Here is a 16,638-nt window from a genome sequence, read left to right on the forward strand (position 1 = left end):
CATCTATTGAAGATGTTATTTTTATTTTGCATGAAAGGAGGTAACCATGAAGAAGAAAAGGAATAAGAGATATTCTAGGGATTCTAAACCTAGAATAAAAAAAGATAATAGAGTTATGGCAATAGATGCTTTTTCTAATGTTCTTGCAAGGCTAGGAGCAGGTACACCTAATCTTTTAGAAGGTACAGACTATCCAATGACTAGACTTACACAGAATTTTCAGCTTATGAATAGTCTTTATAGATCGCATTGGATAGTAAGAAAGGTAATAGATTGTATTCCGGAAGACATGTGTAAGAATTGGATAAATATAAAAACTCAATTATCTCCTAATGATTTAGATAGGTTTATAAAGTTAGAGAGAACAACTAGGGTACAAAGAGATATATTACAAGGATTAAAATGGGGAAGACTTTATGGTGGAGCTGGAGCAGTAATTATAATAGATGGACATGAGGATATACTAAACACTCCTTTAGATTATGACATGATAATGCCTGGAAGTTTTAAAGGAATGATAGTAACAGATAGATGGTGTGGTTTAACTCCTGGTGATGAAATTATAGAAGACTTAGGAAGTCCAGACTTTGGATTACCTAAATACTATGATTGGAATACAGAAGCAGGTGGATGCATAAGAGTACACCATAGCAGGGTTCTTAGATTCATAGGAAGAGAACTTCCTAACTGGGAAAGGTATACTGAACAACAGTGGGGTGCTTCAGAAGTAGAAGTAATCTTTGATGAATTAAAGAAACGAGATAATACTAGTTGGAATATAGCACAGCTTGTATTCTTAGCTAACTTAAGAGTATTAAAGATGGCTGACTTAGGAGAGTTGCTTGCTGTAGCAGATGAACAGGCTCAGAAAGAATTATATGATACTGTACAGGCTCAAAACTGGTTAATGTCTAATATGGGGATGTATATATTAAATAAAGATGATGATTTTCAAACACACCAATATTCATTTAGTGGGCTTAACGATATATATGAAAGCTTTATGTTAGATGTAGCAGGTGCTGCTGAAATACCAGTTACTAAACTATTTGGTAGAAGTCCAGCGGGGTTTAATGCTACTGGAGAATCAGATTTACAAAATTACTATGATGTAATTGAGCAGAAACAAGCATCACAGCTATATCCAGTACTAGATAAGTTACTACCTATAATGTTTATGAGTGAGTTTGGAGCTATACCAGATGATTTGGACTATGAGTTCAATTCAATAGGTTCTCCAAAAGAAACAGAATTATCGGATATAGTTGATAAAAAATCTAATGCAATAATTAATGTATTTAATGCTGGACTAATAAGTCAAAAGACTTCATTAAAGGAATTAAAGCAAATGGGAGAAACAACAGGGATGTTTACTAACATAAGTGATGAAGATATAGAAAATGCTGATGAAGATATAGATCCAGTAGGTGATGTACCAGAGGAGAATGGAGAATTAGATTATGAAGAATTACAAGGATACACAATTAAGGAGGAAAAGAAATATGGATAATCTGAAGGAAATTAATGAGCTAAAAAATCTATGTACACCAATAGTAGAGTATTTAAAAGAGAATTACGACCCATATTGTAAAGTTATTATATCAGACAATGAAATAAAGCTAGTATCTACGAAAATAGGAATACCAATTAATCAAGAGTAATAGATTGTACTTTTATAGGAGGAAATTAAATGGATATAATTTCAGAGCGAATTGTTAATATCTATAAATTAGAGAATAAAATAAAGTCTGCTCGCTGTAATGCTGATAATATCGAAAGGTTTATCAAAGAAAAAAATTACAACAGAGCAGAAGAATTTTCAAAAATACTTTCATTACAAATGCATGAACTTGATTGTTTTGAATTTCAAATAGAGCATAGGAAAATAAATAAAATAGATTAATACTTATTTATTTAAATCAATTGTTGGTTCAAAAGAATTTAATTCATTACAAGGATATTCTTTACAAAAAGCGTAAAGAGCTAATTTACGGTTTCTTTTATATTCTGGTAAGTTATTATTTTCAATTATTGGGCAAATACCAAATTGAAATTCAGCTTTATAGGTATCTCCAATAAGCTTGTATTTACCAGAAACAGATAAATCAATATTTCAAAATGAACAATGAATCTTTTTACTAACCAATGTATAGTATGGCATAAATGAACACCTCCTTTAAGAATATTTTAACATTAAATTATAAGTTGGTGATAATATGACACTGAGAAAAAATACGGCTAAAGACCTTTGGAAGCCTAAAAGAAGAATAGAGGAAATGTATAAACGAACCTTAAAGCAGATAGCAAGTCAGATACAGGTTAAATTAAAAGATGCTAAGACAATAGAGGAAATATTAGTAGAACTTAAAAAAGCAATCAATAGTCCAGAGTTTAGCAGGTATGCAGATAGAGCAGCTATGAAAATGGTAACTAGTTTATTTGCAGATGCAGGACATACCTGGAGGCAAGCAGCTAGGAAGAATAGTAAAGGTAAGGGTATATACGAAGCATTAAAGAGAGAACTTAATGGGCCTATAGGTGGATCTATCAATGAACAAATACGAAGAAATGCACATTTAATAAAAAGCATGCCTTTAAGTATATCTAAAGATATTACAGAACATGTATCTAAAGAAGCCTTTAAGGGTAGAAGAGCAGAGTATATAGCAGAGGATTTACAAAAGGAAATACCAACTATGTTTGAGTCTAAAGCTAAGCTAATAGCTAGAACAGAAGTAAGTAAAACTTCTACAGCATTAACTAAGGCTAGATGTGAAAACATGGGGATCGATTGGTATATATGGCGTACATCAGAAGACCAGAGAGTAAGAAAGAGTCACTACCATATGGAAGGGGTGATTGTTAATTGGAACAATCCACCTAGCCCTGAAGCTTTAAACAATGAAAAGAATGTAGGTTATTATCATGCAGGTAATATTTATAATTGTAGATGTTACCCAGAAGCAGTAATAATCTTAGATTTAATTAAATGGCCATCTAAAGTTTATTACAATGGTTCTATAGTAAGAATGACTAGAAAGCAATTTGAAGAAATAATGTGATATTTAAAAAGTATGTTATAATTTACTAAATGTAGATTGATAAATTGGAATCTGAAGGAGAAATTTTTATGAAAGATAATTCATTTATAGAAACTGAAAGGCTGATATTAAGAAAGTTTACTGAAAAAGATATAGATGCTTTTTTTTCGATTTTAAGTGATAAAGAGGTAAATAAATTTTTACCAATGTTCCCGCTTAAAGATATTGAAGAAGCAAAACAATACTTGCAAGAAAGATATCTAGTGTCAAACGGTTATCATTATGCTATTTGCTTGAAAGTAGATAACGTACCTATAGGATTTATTAATGTAAGTGATAATGAAAGTCACGACTTAGGATATGGATTAAAAAAGGAGTTTTGGCATAAAGGAATTGTAACAGAAGCAAGTAAAGTAGTCATAGAACAGCTTGAAAAAGATGGTATTCCTTATATTACAGCTACACATGATGTTAAAAATCCAAGAAGTGGGGCTATAATGAAAAAAATAGGAATGACTTACCAATATTCATATGAGGAACAATGGCAACCAAAGGATATACTTGTAACCTTTAGGATGTATCAATTAAACTTTGATGAGCAAAAAGATAGAGTATACAAAGAATACTGGAATAAGTACCCTGTCCATTTTATTGAAAAAGATGTTTAAATTCTAGCTTAGTTATGAGTATATTATAAACACATTATTAAGTAAAAAAATAAATGACATATTAAAATATTGCATTATTCATAAATGAATTTGCGATATTTTTTTATTACGCAATTTAAATAAATAGTGAATTAAGTCTTAGAAATAAGGCTTTTTTATTTTGCTTGAAAGGAGGTGATGAAGACATATGAGAGCATTTTATGGATCTAGATTTAGTCCTAACATGACAAAGACACCTGAAGGTTTTTTAATATGCCATAACGTTCCTATTGCTCGTACAGGATGGTATACATACTTACCTAGTGAGCTAGGAATAAAAAGTGATAAGCAGACTATAGAGGTATATAGAAGTCCAGATGAGGTATTCAATAGAGCAGCTATAGCAAGCTTCGAAGGTAAACCAGTAACAGATGACCATCCACCAGACTTATTAACTCCAGATAATATTAATATCTATTTAAGGGGTACTGTACAAAATGTAAGACAAAGTAAAGAAGAAGATGATCTTTTAGTAGCAGACTTAGTTATCTATGATAGTTGCCTTATAAAAGAAGTAGAAGGTGGGAAAAGAGAAGTTAGTTGTGGATACGAATTTGAATGTAAAGAGAATGAAGATGGGACATATAGACAGATTAATATATGCGGTAATCATGTAGCGGTTGTTGATGCTGGAAGAGCTGGCAATCGTGTATCTATAAAAGATTCTAAGAACAAAGAGTTGGAAGGGGAGAAGAAAGTGAGTAAAAAAGTAAAAATACCACAAAAAAGAGGACCAGTAACAAATATATTAGCGGCATTAGGATTTAAGCACTATGCAGCTGATGCAGAACCAGATGAAATAGCTAACACTATAGATCAGTTGGTGGAAGAAAGGAAAGAAGGAGAATATGAGGATATAGAAGTAACTCCTAAGCAAGAAAATGAAGAAGCAGCTAAGGATTCAAGTCCAGAGATAGCTCAACTTACACAACAGGTATCAGGTTTAACTAAATTAGTAGAGCAATTACTTACAAAACAAAATGAAGAAAAGGCACCAGAAGAAGCAATAGATGAAATGATTAATAAGTTAGAAGAAAATACAGTAGGGGATGAAGAAGAATCAGTTACAGTTCCAGTTGGAGAGATAGGGGATGAAGATATTCCAGATGGTGTAGTAATAAGCCCTGAAGATAGACCTAAAAACCCAATACCAGGAACTGATAGTAATCAAACTATGTTAATGGCATTAAAAGCTATGAAGCCTATAATAGCAAATATAAGTAATCCAGTAGAAAAGAAGAAAGCTTGTGATTCTCTTTTAAGTGCATTCAAGACTTCTAAGAAGACACAACAAAGTAATAATGGTTATGCAGATATATTAAGAGCACAAAAGAAGAATGCAATGGATAGAAAAAGGGCAGATGATGAAAAAGCAAAAGAAGTAGAAGCTATAGGAGAAAATTATAAGAAGCAATTTAATCCACATTACAAGGAGGGGAAATAATATGCCAGGAAAAGCAATAGGAATTGAACTTAATTTAGGTTATCCAGGTACAGTATCTAGGAGTGTAGATACCATAATAACAGCAAGAAAGGTAAAAAGTAAAATAGATGGTGATAAAGAAACAGCTTCTCCAGTAGCTTTTGGGGAGGCTGTTATTTTAAATCCAGATAATTCTTATAGTAAGTTTTCTAGTACTAATATAGCAACAGATTTTGTAGGCATAGCAGTAAGAGAAGTTAAGCAGACTATAGATTATTATTCTGCTGCTAAATATTTGCCAAATGAAATTATGGACGTTCTTAATAGAGGTAGCATAACAGTTAAATGTAATAACGGTAAGCCAGCAGCAGGGGGGAAGGTTTATATAAGAATAAAAGAAAATCCAACTTTACCTAATGGAAAGATTGGACAATTTGAGGCTGTAGCAGATGGAGAAAATACTGTAGAAATTCCAAATCTAAAGTGGGCTACAGGTAAATTAGATAGTAATAAAGTAGCAGAAGTTACTATTCTTAATAGGACTATATAGGAGGTGCAGGAATGAAAGGAACAACGAATATAAATGCTTTTAATGGACAGGTGCATAATGCATTTAATAACATAACACCAACTAGAACAGCTTTGGATGCAGCAAGTGATGGATCAGGGATGGCCTTCTTAGTTGGAGAGTTAGAAAAAAGAGATGCTAAGCTAAATGAACCACTAACAAGTGTTACATGGATGAGAGATATAGTAGCTAAGACCGGTGGAGGATGGATAGAAAATACATCTAATTTATTTGTTGACTATGCTACTACAGGTGGTAATAACTATGGATTAATTAGAGGACAGACAAACAACATACCTGTAATGCAAGCTAATACAAGTAAAGATACATTTAAGGTGTTCCCTTGGTCTAATATACTAAAAGTACCTTTTATAGATCAACAGAAAATGCAATCTATAGGAAGATCCCTTGATAGCATATTAGATGATGGTATTAGATTAAACTACAATAAAACTATAGATTACATGGTTTATAGAGGTGTAGAGGAAGAAGAAGTCTATGGATTAGTTAATAATACAGCAATTACTATTACAAGTGTGGCTAAAGGTGAAAAAGGAAAATCAGAATGGGCTACTAAAACAGCAGATGAAATATTAGATGATATAAATACAGTACTTACAGAAGCATGGACCAATAGCGAGTATGATTTAGGAGGTATGCCAAACCATATATTAATATCTCCACAGCAATACACTTACATTGCTACTAGAAAGGTTAGTGAGGCAGGAAATGTGTCTATTCTAACTTATCTATTAGAAAATAACATAGCTAAGAACCAAGGAGTTGAGCTTGCAATAGTTCCTTGTAGATGGTGTGTAGGTGCTGGGCTTAACAAGACTAACCGTATGGTGGCTTATGTAAATGATGAAAGTAAAACACTAATTGATATACCAGTACCAATTATGAGAGCAATGACACAGCCTAGTGTAGGAGATGTTGCTTATTTAACTGCATATATGGCTAATATAGGACAAACTAAGTTCTTATATACACAATGTGTTTTATATGCAGATGGAATATAAAAGTAATTAAAATTAATAAATAAAAAGCTTTAGTGTGATGCTAAAGCTTTTTCTATTTAAGGAGGAAGAATATGAGAATATATACAAACAAATCATTACTTTTTATAAATGGAGATGAAAAAATTAAAGTTAAAAATCTTGAAATAATAGATGTACCAGAATGGATAGAGAATACAGGTCTTTTTAGCTTAGCTAAATCGGATGGAACTTTAACAGTGATAGAAAGTAAAGAGGATAAAATAGCAGCAGAAAATGGTGATCTAAGAAAGCAAAGCAAGACTAAAGGTAAAGCAAATAAAGATGAAGTAGAAGAAATAGAAAAAAGTGAATAGGTGATTTTATGAGTACTTTCAATGGGTTAATAAGTAGTGCTGGAAATATGAAGCCTGGAACTAATCCACCTTTTACATTAGAAAATTTCTATGAGGTATATCCACAGTTTGGAGAGAATGCAGAGGGGAATTATACAGTACCTAAAATAGTATTAGATATGTATTTAGATATGGCCAATGCCTGTATTAAAGAAAGTAGATGGCATAGACAATGGAGATATGGAATGTGTTTATTTATTGCACATTTTTGTACCTTATACTTACAAGGCGTAGCTGATGTTAATGGTGGAGTTAAAGGCATATTAGAAGCAGGTAAAACACGAGGACTAGACACATCCATAAGTGTTGGGGATGTATCTATATCAACAGATTATAGTATTACTATGAGTAATATAGAAGGCTGGGATGGTTGGAGCTTAAGTACTTATGGTCAGCAACTAATAACCTTAGGTAAGTTAGTTGGAAAAGGTGGAATGTATGTGTATTAAGGGTGTTCTTATATGCTAAATGGATTTACTAATATGCTTATAACAAAAGATTTAACCAAGGACATTAAAAAATCTCTTGAGGATTTAGCTAAAAAAACAGTATGCATAGGTATTCCAGAGGAAGAGAACACCATGCATGATAAGATAGCCAATGCAGAATTACTATATATCCATACCCATGGAGTAAGAGATGTAACAATGAGAAGAGCTATGCAACATGATTTAGATAGTGGTACTCCTTATAGTAAAGTCCATGAAATGTATGTACATGAAAATGGATCTCCACTTTGGCATAGTCCACCTAGACCAGTTCTTGAGCCTGCTATGGATAATAGCAAAGAGGAAATATCTGAACAGATGAAAGAGGCAATTATGGCTGCTCTGGATGGAAATAATCCAAGTGTTGAATTACAAAAGGCAGGAGCACTTGGAGAAAGGGCAGCTAAAGACTGGTTTACTAATCCTGATAATAATTGGCCTCCAAATAGTGAAGTAACAATCAAAGGTAGTAAAAAGGATAAGAACGGTAAGAAGTTTATAAAAGGAAAAGGTTCAGATAGGCCACTAATAGATACAGGAGCATTGAGGAAAAGTATAATTTATGTGATTAAAGAAGGGGATAAGGAATGATTAATGTATCTAGAGTAATAAATGATCCTAGATTATCACAAGGGTTTAGTATCTTTAGAAAGTCAGGAAAGTGGGATAAAGGTAGATTTGTACAAGAAGAGGCTAAAGTAAATATGTCCGGAGTAATAAGTGTAGCAAAGCCCAAAGACATAGAAATGATTCCAGAAGGTGATAGAGTAGGTGGGGAATTAGCTATTTATAGTACACAAGAAATATTTACTACACGTAAGGGAGATATATCTAAAGAAAAGGATTCAGGTACTTCTGATGAATTACTATGGCATGGTGAAAGATATAAAATATACTCCGTAAGTCCGTATAGGGATTACGGATACTATAAAGCTATAGCTATGAGAAAGGCTAGTTGTTAATATGGCAGACCAAGTTTTAAGACTTAAGGAAATAGAAGACTTTTTTTATTTAATTACATGCCAGATGTTAGATATAGATCTAGAGAAAGAAGAAAATCAAAGCAAGGTTAGGATTGCATGGCCAACGGATGGAGCCCCAGCATGGTCCATAAATGAAGATGTAGCTTATCTAAGAATTACACCAGTAGATGATAAAATGGCTAGACAACAAAATATTATATATAATCCACATGAACAGGACAAAGCTTATGCTAAAAAGCAAACAGTATATACAAGAGTTCATAAAGTTAATTGGACTTTATATGGTCCAAATAGCTATGATAATGCAGATGTAATAAGACATATGATTTTTGATTATGATTATATGAAAAAATTCAAAGTTAAGAACTTATTTCTTATAACAGATGTACCAATGCCTACAAGATTGCCAGAATATTATAATGGCCAATGGTGGGAAAGAACAGATTTTTCTGCTACTTTTAACGAAGCTGTAATTAGGGAGACTAAAGTACCTTATATTACTGGTACAGAAATAAAAACTATTCATAATAGATAAAAAGGAGGAGAGACAATGACATTACCATTAAGTGATGCAGTAGACGTATCCGTAAGTGTAGGTCCGGTTAGTTCTGTTAGGACTAATTTTAATTTAGCGATTATAGTTGGATCATCTAAAATTATAAAACTTCCTGATAGAGTAAAAACATATTCTAAAATGGGAGATATGACTGCGGATGGATGGACAGGAACTGAGCCAGAATATTTAGCAGCTCAATTATATTTTTCTCAAACACCAAAGCCAACAAAGATTGCGGTAGGAGTTTGGGATAAGGAAAAGGGAGAGACTGCTGTACAAGCAATGACTGCCTGTAGAGAAGATAATTCCGAATGGTACTTAGGATATGTTTGTGGTGTTACTAAAAGTGAAATTATAGAAATAGCTAAGTATATGGATTCTGCTACTCCAGCTAGCATCTATTTTTATACAACTAGTGATAGTGATGTATTAGAGAATAAGAAGGGAAATGTAGCAGAAACATTAAATAAATCTGGAGTTCATAGAACTTTAGGACAATTTTCTACTACAGAAGATGCAATAATGGCTATAGCAGGATATGCTATGGGAGCCAATACACAAACAGCTGGTTCTGCCTATACACTTAAATATAAACAAGAAACAGGGGTAGAGCCTGAAAACTTAACAAGTACACAAGTAACAATATTAAAGAATAATAATTGTAATGTTTATATAAATAGGGGATCAGTTTATAACTTGTTTGAGAATGGTGTAATGGCAGATGGAACACCATTTGATGAGATTTTAAATTTAGATATATTAACAAATAATATTCAATCTGCAGTTATAAATGCACTACAAACATCATCTAAAATACCACAAACTGACCATGGGATTGATAATTTACTAAATCATATTACAGCACCATTAGAAAAGGCAAGGAATATAGGTTTTATAGCTCCTGGTATATGGAACACTGCAAGTATTTTAAGTGTTAAGACAGGAGATACATTATCTAGAGGATATATGATTTTAGCAGATAGTATAGATGAGCAATCTCAAGTTGATAGAGAAGCTAGGAAGTCTCCACCAATATATGTATTGGTTAAGCTTGCAGGATCTATAGAGTTTGTATCTATAAAACTATTTATAAATAGATAGGAGGTAAAAGTATGTATAGCACATATAGCTTTGAAGATGTAACATGTTCATTTCAACATCCAGGTGTTGGAGCTTCTTCATCAACAGGAGCTGGTCTAGGTAGCATAGCAATAGCTATGGCTAATGATAAGACTTCGCATGATGTTGCTGCAGATGGAACTGTGATGATATCTAAAATAGCAGGTAAGAATGGAACGCTAACAATAACAATGCAACAAACATCAGAGCTTCATAAGTACTTACTACGTTGGTATAACTATGTAGAAATAGCGAACTCTAGCGAATTTGCTAAGATGGCTATAACTGTTAAATCTAATAATTTAGGAGATATAACTACATGTACAGGAGTTACACCACAGAAATTAGCAGATAGACCATATCAATCACAAGGACAACAGGTAACATGGAACTTAATGTCTGCAGAAATAACACAGAGCTAGGAGGGAATTAAATGGATATGCCAGTTTTATTTAAAGATATAGAGGTAGAAGGACGTAACTTTAGATTAAATAAAATGGATGCTAGAACAGGATCATTTATGCTATTTAAGTTAGTAAAAATAATAACACCTATATTTAAGAATTTAAAAGTTGATAATATAGAAGACATAAGCTTAGATGATATTAATCTTACAGAGGTAATGTCATCTATTTTTTCTTTACCAGAAGATGAATTTAGATATATACAAGATAACTGTTTAAAAGTTGTAGAGGAAGTATTACCCGCAGGGCCAGCAATAGTTTTAGATAAGCATGGAAGTTATGGTGTATTGGGCATTGAATTTAATACAGGACTATTAATGAACCTAACAATACAATCCTTAATTTTTAATGTATCAGGTTTTTTCGCAGGAAGCCCCTTGAGTTCAATAGCCAAGGGGTTGAATATCTCCCAGCTGAATTTAAAAATATAGATGCCTATTTATATGCTCCTGTTATCGCTGGCATGTGGAAACAACACGAAGTCTGGGATGGGACTTATACATTGGATGATTTATTAGATGTACACGAAATGATGGCAGTGAAGTCAGAAAATGAACGCAGGGCATATGAAGCTTCTCAAAGGGAGGTGATGTAACTGGCACTAGATCTTATAAAAAGTTATCTTATAGGCATAGGGTTTGATGTAGATTCTAACTCAGCAAAAAAAGCAGAAAGCTCTATAGAGCAAACAGAAGAAAAAATTAAGAAATTTAATGAGAATAGTAAGAAAGGTTTTTCAGAGAGCAATGAAGCAATGAAAGGCCTTTTTTCATTATTTGGCTCATCTAGTTCTTTGGGAAAGTTATTCCCAGAGTTACAAAAGCCTTTTAATGGATTAATTAAAGATATAAAAGTAGTAAAAAAATTATATGAAGACTTGAAAAGCACAGGTCAAGGGGCAGATTCAAAAGGTAATCTAAATAATTCTAAGGAAAAATCTATTGATGGTTTTAAAGAGTTAGAGAAGTCATCAGAAAGTTTAAAAATTAATGGTGGTAAGTTCCTATCAGATTTTTCTTTTAAAAGTGTAGGTTCTTTTTTAGCCATTGTAGCAGTAATAACCGCAGTAATAGCTTTAACGAAAAAATTACTTGGTTCACTAGCAAATATGGCAAAACAAGATATAGAACATGAAAAGTTATCTAGGCAGTTATGGACAACTAAGGAAAATGCTAAGGATATAGATAGTGCTTTAAAAACACTAGGGGCAACTATGGAAGACCTTTGGTTAAGTCCAACTCTTTTAAAGCAATTTAACCAATTAAGAAAAGATTCTCAAAGCTTAAGATTACCTCCGGAGTTTCAGAACAATATAAAAGTTATACAAGGGATAGGATTAGAATTTAAAAGACTAAAACAACTAGGTTCTTTAGCTATGCAATGGATAGGTCATTATATTTTAAAGTATATTGCTGGGCCACTTGCAGAGTTTAGAAAGAAATTTAGTAACTTTAATAATAAATTTATAAAAGTAATTCCAGCTATAGCTAAGGTAATAGGTTCAGCTATAGGTATTATACTAAGAATATTATTATTAATATTTAAGTTGCTATCTCCAATATTTATAATAATATCTAAAATAGTTGGTTTTATAATAGGTCTTGTTGATAAGATACCAGCACCACTAAAAAATATATTAAAAATAATAGGAGCTATAGCAGCTTTAATAATGGCAGGTCCAGTTGGAGCGATAATATTTGTCCTAGGTCTTTTAGATGATCTATTTACTTTCTTAAGAGGTGGAAAATCTATAATAGGAAGTGTCTTTGGGTTCTTTAAAGATATAGGAAGTAGTGCTATAGATGCTTTAGGGAATAAGTTAGAAGGCTTTAAAGAGAAGTTTAAAAAGGCTATGGAAGGTATAAAAGACAAAATTAAAGGAGTTTTTGGAAAAATAAAAGACTTTTTTAATGGGGAAGAAACTGAAACAGATATACAATCTAAAATTGATGTTTACCATAGGGATATAGAAGGTAATAGGTCTACTCCACCAAGTTACACAAGTAGTAGCAATACAGCTAACAATGAGACGACAACTAACAGCAATAATAGAATTACTAATACTAATACAATACAGATTTATGGCAATGATTCTAATTCTAATGCTAATGCAGTAGATAGAAAGTTAAGAGGGATAAATACAAGGAGCCTACAGGGGGTGTACTAATGGCAGAAGAGATAGTAAAGACTTATTTTGATACTGGAAAAGAAAAGCTAATTTTTGATGCTATTTTTAGTACCCAACATGATACTTCTTTAAATATTACAGAGCATCCAATACAAACAGGAGCAGACATAGCAGATCACGCCTACGAGGAAGCTTCTAGATTAAACTTTGATATTGGTATGAGTGATGTAATGGAGAGTTACTTTAGTGGACAGTTTCATGACAACACTTCTAGATCTGTTAGTGCCTATAAGAAGTTAAGAGAACTGCAAAAACAAAGAGTACCTATAACAGTAGTAACTAGGCTTGGAACTTATAATAATATGATGGTGGAGACAATAAGTACAACAGATGATAATAAGACTACTTATGGGTTAAGAGCTACAGTAACATTAAAACAAATATTTGTAGTAAGTGTTACTACTGTTAAGGTATCTCAGAGACCACAAAAATCTAACCAAACCAATGAAGGAGACCAAAAAGTTATTAAAGCTGATGAAGGTTTCCTTTTTAGTCTTTTTAAATAAAGGAGGTTTAGCATGTATATAGTACCTTTAACACCAAGTCCAAACCAAACTTTTACAAGTACTATCCCTATAGATGGAAAGAAAATTAAACTGTATTTCTTTCTAAGATATAATACAGAACAAAAGTGTTGGCAAATGGACTTGTCAGATTCAGAAAAAGCTCCTTTAATAAACTCTATACCCTTAATAGGATCCCTTAATATTTTAGAGCAATATAGCTATTTAAAGATTGGTTCAGCCTATATTGTAAAATTAAATCCTAATATAGATAGTGATAGACCAAATGAACATAATCTAGGTAAAGAGTTCATTCTAGTTTGGGGTGATACTCAATGAGTAAAGACTTTATTAATAAAATAGTTCCTGGGGCTAAGAAGACTTTTGAAAAGTATGGTGTGTTTCCAAGTATAACAATAGCACAAGCTATCTTAGAATCAGGATGGGGAAAATCTAAATTATCAAAAACTGATAATAATTTGTTTGGAATTAAGTTTCCTGGAGCACATGATCCATCCTTAAGAATATCTAGGGGAACTTGGGCCACTGATGATGGTGGATATTATGTCCATTATCAAAGTTGGGGTGACAGTATAATAGACCATGGATATTTTCTTAAAAACAATGAAAGATATACAAGACATGGAGTTTTTAGAGCCAAGACACCACTAGAACAAATAACCGCAATAAAAGCAGCAGGATACGCTGGTAATCCAAACTATGTGAAGGAAGTTACTAGCGTTATGAATGATAATAATCTTACTCAGTATGATAGTGGGACTTATACAGGGGGAGAAAGTGGAGAGAGTGCAAATAATCAACCAGGAATGACTGTAGAATCTACTAATTATCAAGTTATTAAAGGCAGTGAAAAAGAAGGAGACATACTTTTTGGTAGAAGATATAGAATAACCGTTTCAGATTCAAAAGGAAATGCAATAGATGTCTCACAATTGCATTGCACCTTCAACATAACCAAAACAATACAAATGGAACCTAATACGTCAGAGATAACAATATATAACCTTAATGCTCAAACAGAGAATACAATAATGATTAGTGGTGTTAGGGTAACAATAGAGGCGGGATATGAGGGGATTCAATTCGGTCTTATTTTTGATGGTGACATATTGCAGACCATTAGAGAAAAAGAAGGATCAACAACATATAAACTTACTATAATCGCCTTAGATTCAGATAGGGCGATTAATTTTGATATAGCTAACTTTTCTATAACAAGAGGTCAAACAGCAAGAAGCATGGTAGACCATATAGTAAGTAAAGCCCAAAATCCTATATCCTTAGGAAGTATATCAAACCAATTAAGTGGACAAACACTTACCAGAGGAAAAGTATTCTTTGGAAAGTCTAGTGACTATTTAAGGCAGATTGCTAAGAGTAATAATATGCAGTATTACATGGATAATGGTACTTTAAACCTTATAAATATGGATGATTTACCAGAGGGAGAAATATTTGAGTTGAGTCCTAAAAGTGGACTTATAGGAACACCAGAACAAACAGACTATGGAATATCTGGGCAGTGCTTATTAAATCCACAGATAAAGTTAAATAGTCTTATACATGTAGACAATAGTTTAGTAAGGGCTAAAAGAATAGATTTAAATGGTTCTAATTCTGTTCCAGGGGTAGGAGGAACTACAAGTAATAGTGTAAGAGATAAGATTATAGCAGAAGCAAAACAAATCTGTGATGATCCTAATGTAGAATATAGTCAACCGTACAGAGGTCAAACCATTAACGGAATTAAGTACTATGATTGTTCTCTATTTGTTAAGCATTGTTACGAAGTAGCTGGACTTGAAATGGTTGATATAACTTACCCACAATATAAGTTAGTAGCCAGTAGCGGTAAATTTATACCACAATCTGAGGCACTACCAGGAGATATAGTATTTTGGGGTAAAGGAGATGCATGCCATCACGTAGCTATTTATGCTGGAGATGGATATTGCTATGCTGCTAGAGGAAGAGATGGCAAGGCACCAAAAGACCAAGTTGCATACCATGCCCTTTATGGAGTAACAGAGTTTGGAAGACCTAAATGTATGATAGATGTAGATAAAGGTATATTGCCTAGTGCTAATAGTTCTAATAATACTAATAGTGATGTTCCGCAAGTACTATTTAGGTCCTTAGATAAGGATGGTATATACAGAGTAATAAAATTAGAGTATTCAGGAGATACCAGGGGCAATGATTGGTATGTAAAGTTTGAAACCATAGACCAACTTGGTGGAATGATTCCAGCAGTAGCAAGGTAGGTGATAGAAATAAGAATTTTAAATGAAATTATAGGTTCAGATCAAGGTATGCTTAGAAGTATGGGTGATGGATGGAAGAATGTATTAAGGGTTGCGTGTCCAGGAATAATACAAAGCTTTAATTCTGATGAGCAGACAGTAACAGTTCAACTGGCATTAAGGGAGCTTATCTCTAAAGAAGATTTAAACCAGGAGTGGGTAAACATACCTATATTGTTAGATGTACCTATTGTAATGCCTAGAGCTGGTAACTATTGTATGACATTTCCTATAAAACAAGGTGATGAATGCTTAGTTATATTTGCAGATATGTGTATAGATGCTTGGTTTTCCTATGGTGGAATACAAAACCAACTTGAAAGAAGAAGACACGATCTATCGGACGGATTTGCAATATTAGGAGTCTGGTCTCAGCCTAATAAAATAAAAAACTATTCAACAAATTCATGTCAATTAAGAACTATAGATGGAAAGTCTTTTATAGAACTTAAACCAGGAGAAATTAATATAAATGCATCAAATGTCAGAGTTAATGGAAAGGATGTGTTAACTCATGAGGTATAGAATGTTAGATATTAATGGAGATTATTCTTTTGGTAAAGGCCAGCAAAATATAACTTATGGCACTTATGCAGTAGCACAGGCTATAAAAACTAGGCTTTTATTACTAAAGGGTGAATGGTGGGAGAATGTAGAGGAAGGATTACCACTTTTTCAGAATATACTTGGACATTCAGGGGCACCAGACAATTTAGATTTAGTTGATAACTTAATAAAGGAAAGAATAATAAAAACAAAAGATGTACTATCAATAAAGAACTTTGAAAGTAGCTTTGAAAATAGAGATTATTCTTTTAGTTGCAAAGTAGAAACAAGATATGGAGATGTAACATTATCCTTAGACTTTTAGAAAGGAGGGC

General features: G+C 32.7%; 23 protein-coding genes. All 23 read left to right on the forward strand.

The genetic code is table 11. The features are described 5' to 3' along the window. The first annotated feature begins 46 nt into the window (after positions 1-46). Positions 47-1,510 (forward strand): phage portal protein, encoded by a 1,464-nt coding sequence (locus BR69_RS20470; protein WP_034849831.1) that lies wholly within the window; start codon positions 47-49, stop codon positions 1,508-1,510. Continuing rightward, on the forward strand, positions 1,503-1,661 hold the full coding sequence (locus BR69_RS21995) for a hypothetical protein (protein WP_162832177.1): 159 nt from the start codon (positions 1,503-1,505) through the stop codon (positions 1,659-1,661). The genes BR69_RS20470 and BR69_RS21995 overlap by 8 nt, the downstream gene beginning before the upstream one ends. 29 nt (positions 1,662-1,690) lie before the next feature. Beyond that, on the forward strand, positions 1,691-1,903 hold the full coding sequence (locus BR69_RS0111780; protein ID WP_027633373.1) for a hypothetical protein: 213 nt from the start codon (positions 1,691-1,693) through the stop codon (positions 1,901-1,903). Positions 1,904-2,216: 313 nt separating this feature from the next. Next, positions 2,217-3,062 (forward strand): phage head morphogenesis protein, encoded by an 846-nt coding sequence (locus BR69_RS0111785; protein ID WP_027633374.1) that lies wholly within the window; start codon positions 2,217-2,219, stop codon positions 3,060-3,062. 68 nt (positions 3,063-3,130) lie between these two features. After that, positions 3,131-3,709 (forward strand): GNAT family N-acetyltransferase, encoded by a 579-nt coding sequence (locus tag BR69_RS0111790; RefSeq protein ID WP_027633375.1) that lies wholly within the window; start codon positions 3,131-3,133, stop codon positions 3,707-3,709. A gap of 187 nt (positions 3,710-3,896) precedes the next feature. Continuing rightward, positions 3,897-5,192, forward strand: coding sequence for a DUF2213 domain-containing protein (locus BR69_RS0111795; RefSeq protein ID WP_027633376.1), 1,296 nt, complete (start codon positions 3,897-3,899; stop codon positions 5,190-5,192). A 1-nt stretch (position 5,193) separates the two neighbouring features. Next, complete coding sequence (locus BR69_RS0111800) at positions 5,194-5,721, forward strand: structural cement protein Gp24 (protein WP_027633377.1); 528 nt, start codon at positions 5,194-5,196, stop codon at positions 5,719-5,721. Between the two features lie 11 nt (positions 5,722-5,732). Beyond that, positions 5,733-6,761, forward strand: a complete 1,029-nt coding sequence (locus tag BR69_RS0111805; protein ID WP_027633378.1) for a DUF2184 domain-containing protein — start codon at positions 5,733-5,735, stop codon at positions 6,759-6,761. Between the two features lie 71 nt (positions 6,762-6,832). After that, complete coding sequence (locus BR69_RS0111810) at positions 6,833-7,093, forward strand: hypothetical protein (protein WP_027633379.1); 261 nt, start codon at positions 6,833-6,835, stop codon at positions 7,091-7,093. Positions 7,094-7,101: 8 nt separating this feature from the next. After that, the gene (locus BR69_RS0111815) at positions 7,102-7,581 is read left to right on the forward strand and encodes a DUF4054 domain-containing protein (protein ID WP_027633380.1); all 480 of its coding nucleotides are present in this window, start codon (positions 7,102-7,104) and stop codon (positions 7,579-7,581) included. 12 nt (positions 7,582-7,593) lie between these two features. Continuing rightward, complete coding sequence (locus BR69_RS0111820) at positions 7,594-8,211, forward strand: hypothetical protein (RefSeq protein WP_027633381.1); 618 nt, start codon at positions 7,594-7,596, stop codon at positions 8,209-8,211. After that, positions 8,208-8,582, forward strand: a complete 375-nt coding sequence (locus BR69_RS0111825) for a hypothetical protein (protein ID WP_027633382.1) — start codon at positions 8,208-8,210, stop codon at positions 8,580-8,582. Before BR69_RS0111820 ends, BR69_RS0111825 begins: the two co-directional genes overlap by 4 nt. 1 nt (position 8,583) lies before the next feature. Beyond that, positions 8,584-9,138 carry a phage neck terminator protein gene (locus BR69_RS0111830; RefSeq protein WP_027633383.1) on the forward strand — a complete coding sequence of 185 codons (555 nt, stop codon included), beginning with the start codon at positions 8,584-8,586 and terminating at the stop codon, positions 9,136-9,138. 15 nt (positions 9,139-9,153) lie between these two features. Continuing rightward, positions 9,154-10,260: a DUF3383 family protein gene (locus BR69_RS0111835; protein WP_027633384.1), complete on the forward strand. Its 1,107-nt coding sequence runs from the start codon at positions 9,154-9,156 to the stop codon at positions 10,258-10,260. Between the two features lie 11 nt (positions 10,261-10,271). Beyond that, positions 10,272-10,700: a tail tube family protein gene (locus BR69_RS0111840; RefSeq protein ID WP_027633385.1), complete on the forward strand. Its 429-nt coding sequence runs from the start codon at positions 10,272-10,274 to the stop codon at positions 10,698-10,700. A gap of 11 nt (positions 10,701-10,711) precedes the next feature. Beyond that, entirely contained in the window at positions 10,712-11,173 is a 462-nt protein-coding gene (locus BR69_RS0111845; protein WP_242840693.1) for a phage tail assembly chaperone, read from the forward strand. Between the two features lie 32 nt (positions 11,174-11,205). Beyond that, on the forward strand, positions 11,206-11,337 hold the full coding sequence (locus BR69_RS22485; protein ID WP_423219680.1) for a DUF6889 family protein: 132 nt from the start codon (positions 11,206-11,208) through the stop codon (positions 11,335-11,337). A gap of 159 nt (positions 11,338-11,496) precedes the next feature. Continuing rightward, a complete protein-coding gene (locus BR69_RS0111850; RefSeq protein WP_027633387.1) occupies positions 11,497-12,909 on the forward strand; it encodes a hypothetical protein in 1,413 nt (470 codons plus the stop codon). After that, complete coding sequence (locus BR69_RS0111855; RefSeq protein ID WP_027633388.1) at positions 12,909-13,436, forward strand: phage baseplate protein; 528 nt, start codon at positions 12,909-12,911, stop codon at positions 13,434-13,436. The genes BR69_RS0111850 and BR69_RS0111855 overlap by 1 nt, the downstream gene beginning before the upstream one ends. 12 nt (positions 13,437-13,448) lie before the next feature. Beyond that, positions 13,449-13,772 carry a phage baseplate plug family protein gene (locus BR69_RS0111860; RefSeq protein ID WP_027633389.1) on the forward strand — a complete coding sequence of 108 codons (324 nt, stop codon included), beginning with the start codon at positions 13,449-13,451 and terminating at the stop codon, positions 13,770-13,772. Continuing rightward, positions 13,769-15,718, forward strand: coding sequence for a phage protein (locus BR69_RS0111865; RefSeq protein ID WP_027633390.1), 1,950 nt, complete (start codon positions 13,769-13,771; stop codon positions 15,716-15,718). The genes BR69_RS0111860 and BR69_RS0111865 overlap by 4 nt, the downstream gene beginning before the upstream one ends. Further along, on the forward strand, positions 15,719-16,282 hold the full coding sequence (locus tag BR69_RS0111870; RefSeq protein WP_242840694.1) for a Gp138 family membrane-puncturing spike protein: 564 nt from the start codon (positions 15,719-15,721) through the stop codon (positions 16,280-16,282). Next, positions 16,272-16,628 carry a contractile injection system sheath initiator gene (locus BR69_RS0111875; protein ID WP_027633392.1) on the forward strand — a complete coding sequence of 119 codons (357 nt, stop codon included), beginning with the start codon at positions 16,272-16,274 and terminating at the stop codon, positions 16,626-16,628. Before BR69_RS0111870 ends, BR69_RS0111875 begins: the two co-directional genes overlap by 11 nt. The last annotated feature ends 10 nt before the right edge of the window (positions 16,629-16,638 follow it).

This window comes from Clostridium hydrogeniformans DSM 21757 (assembly GCF_000686705.1).
Classification (GTDB): Bacteria; Bacillota; Clostridia; order Clostridiales; family Clostridiaceae; genus Clostridium_Z; species Clostridium_Z hydrogeniformans.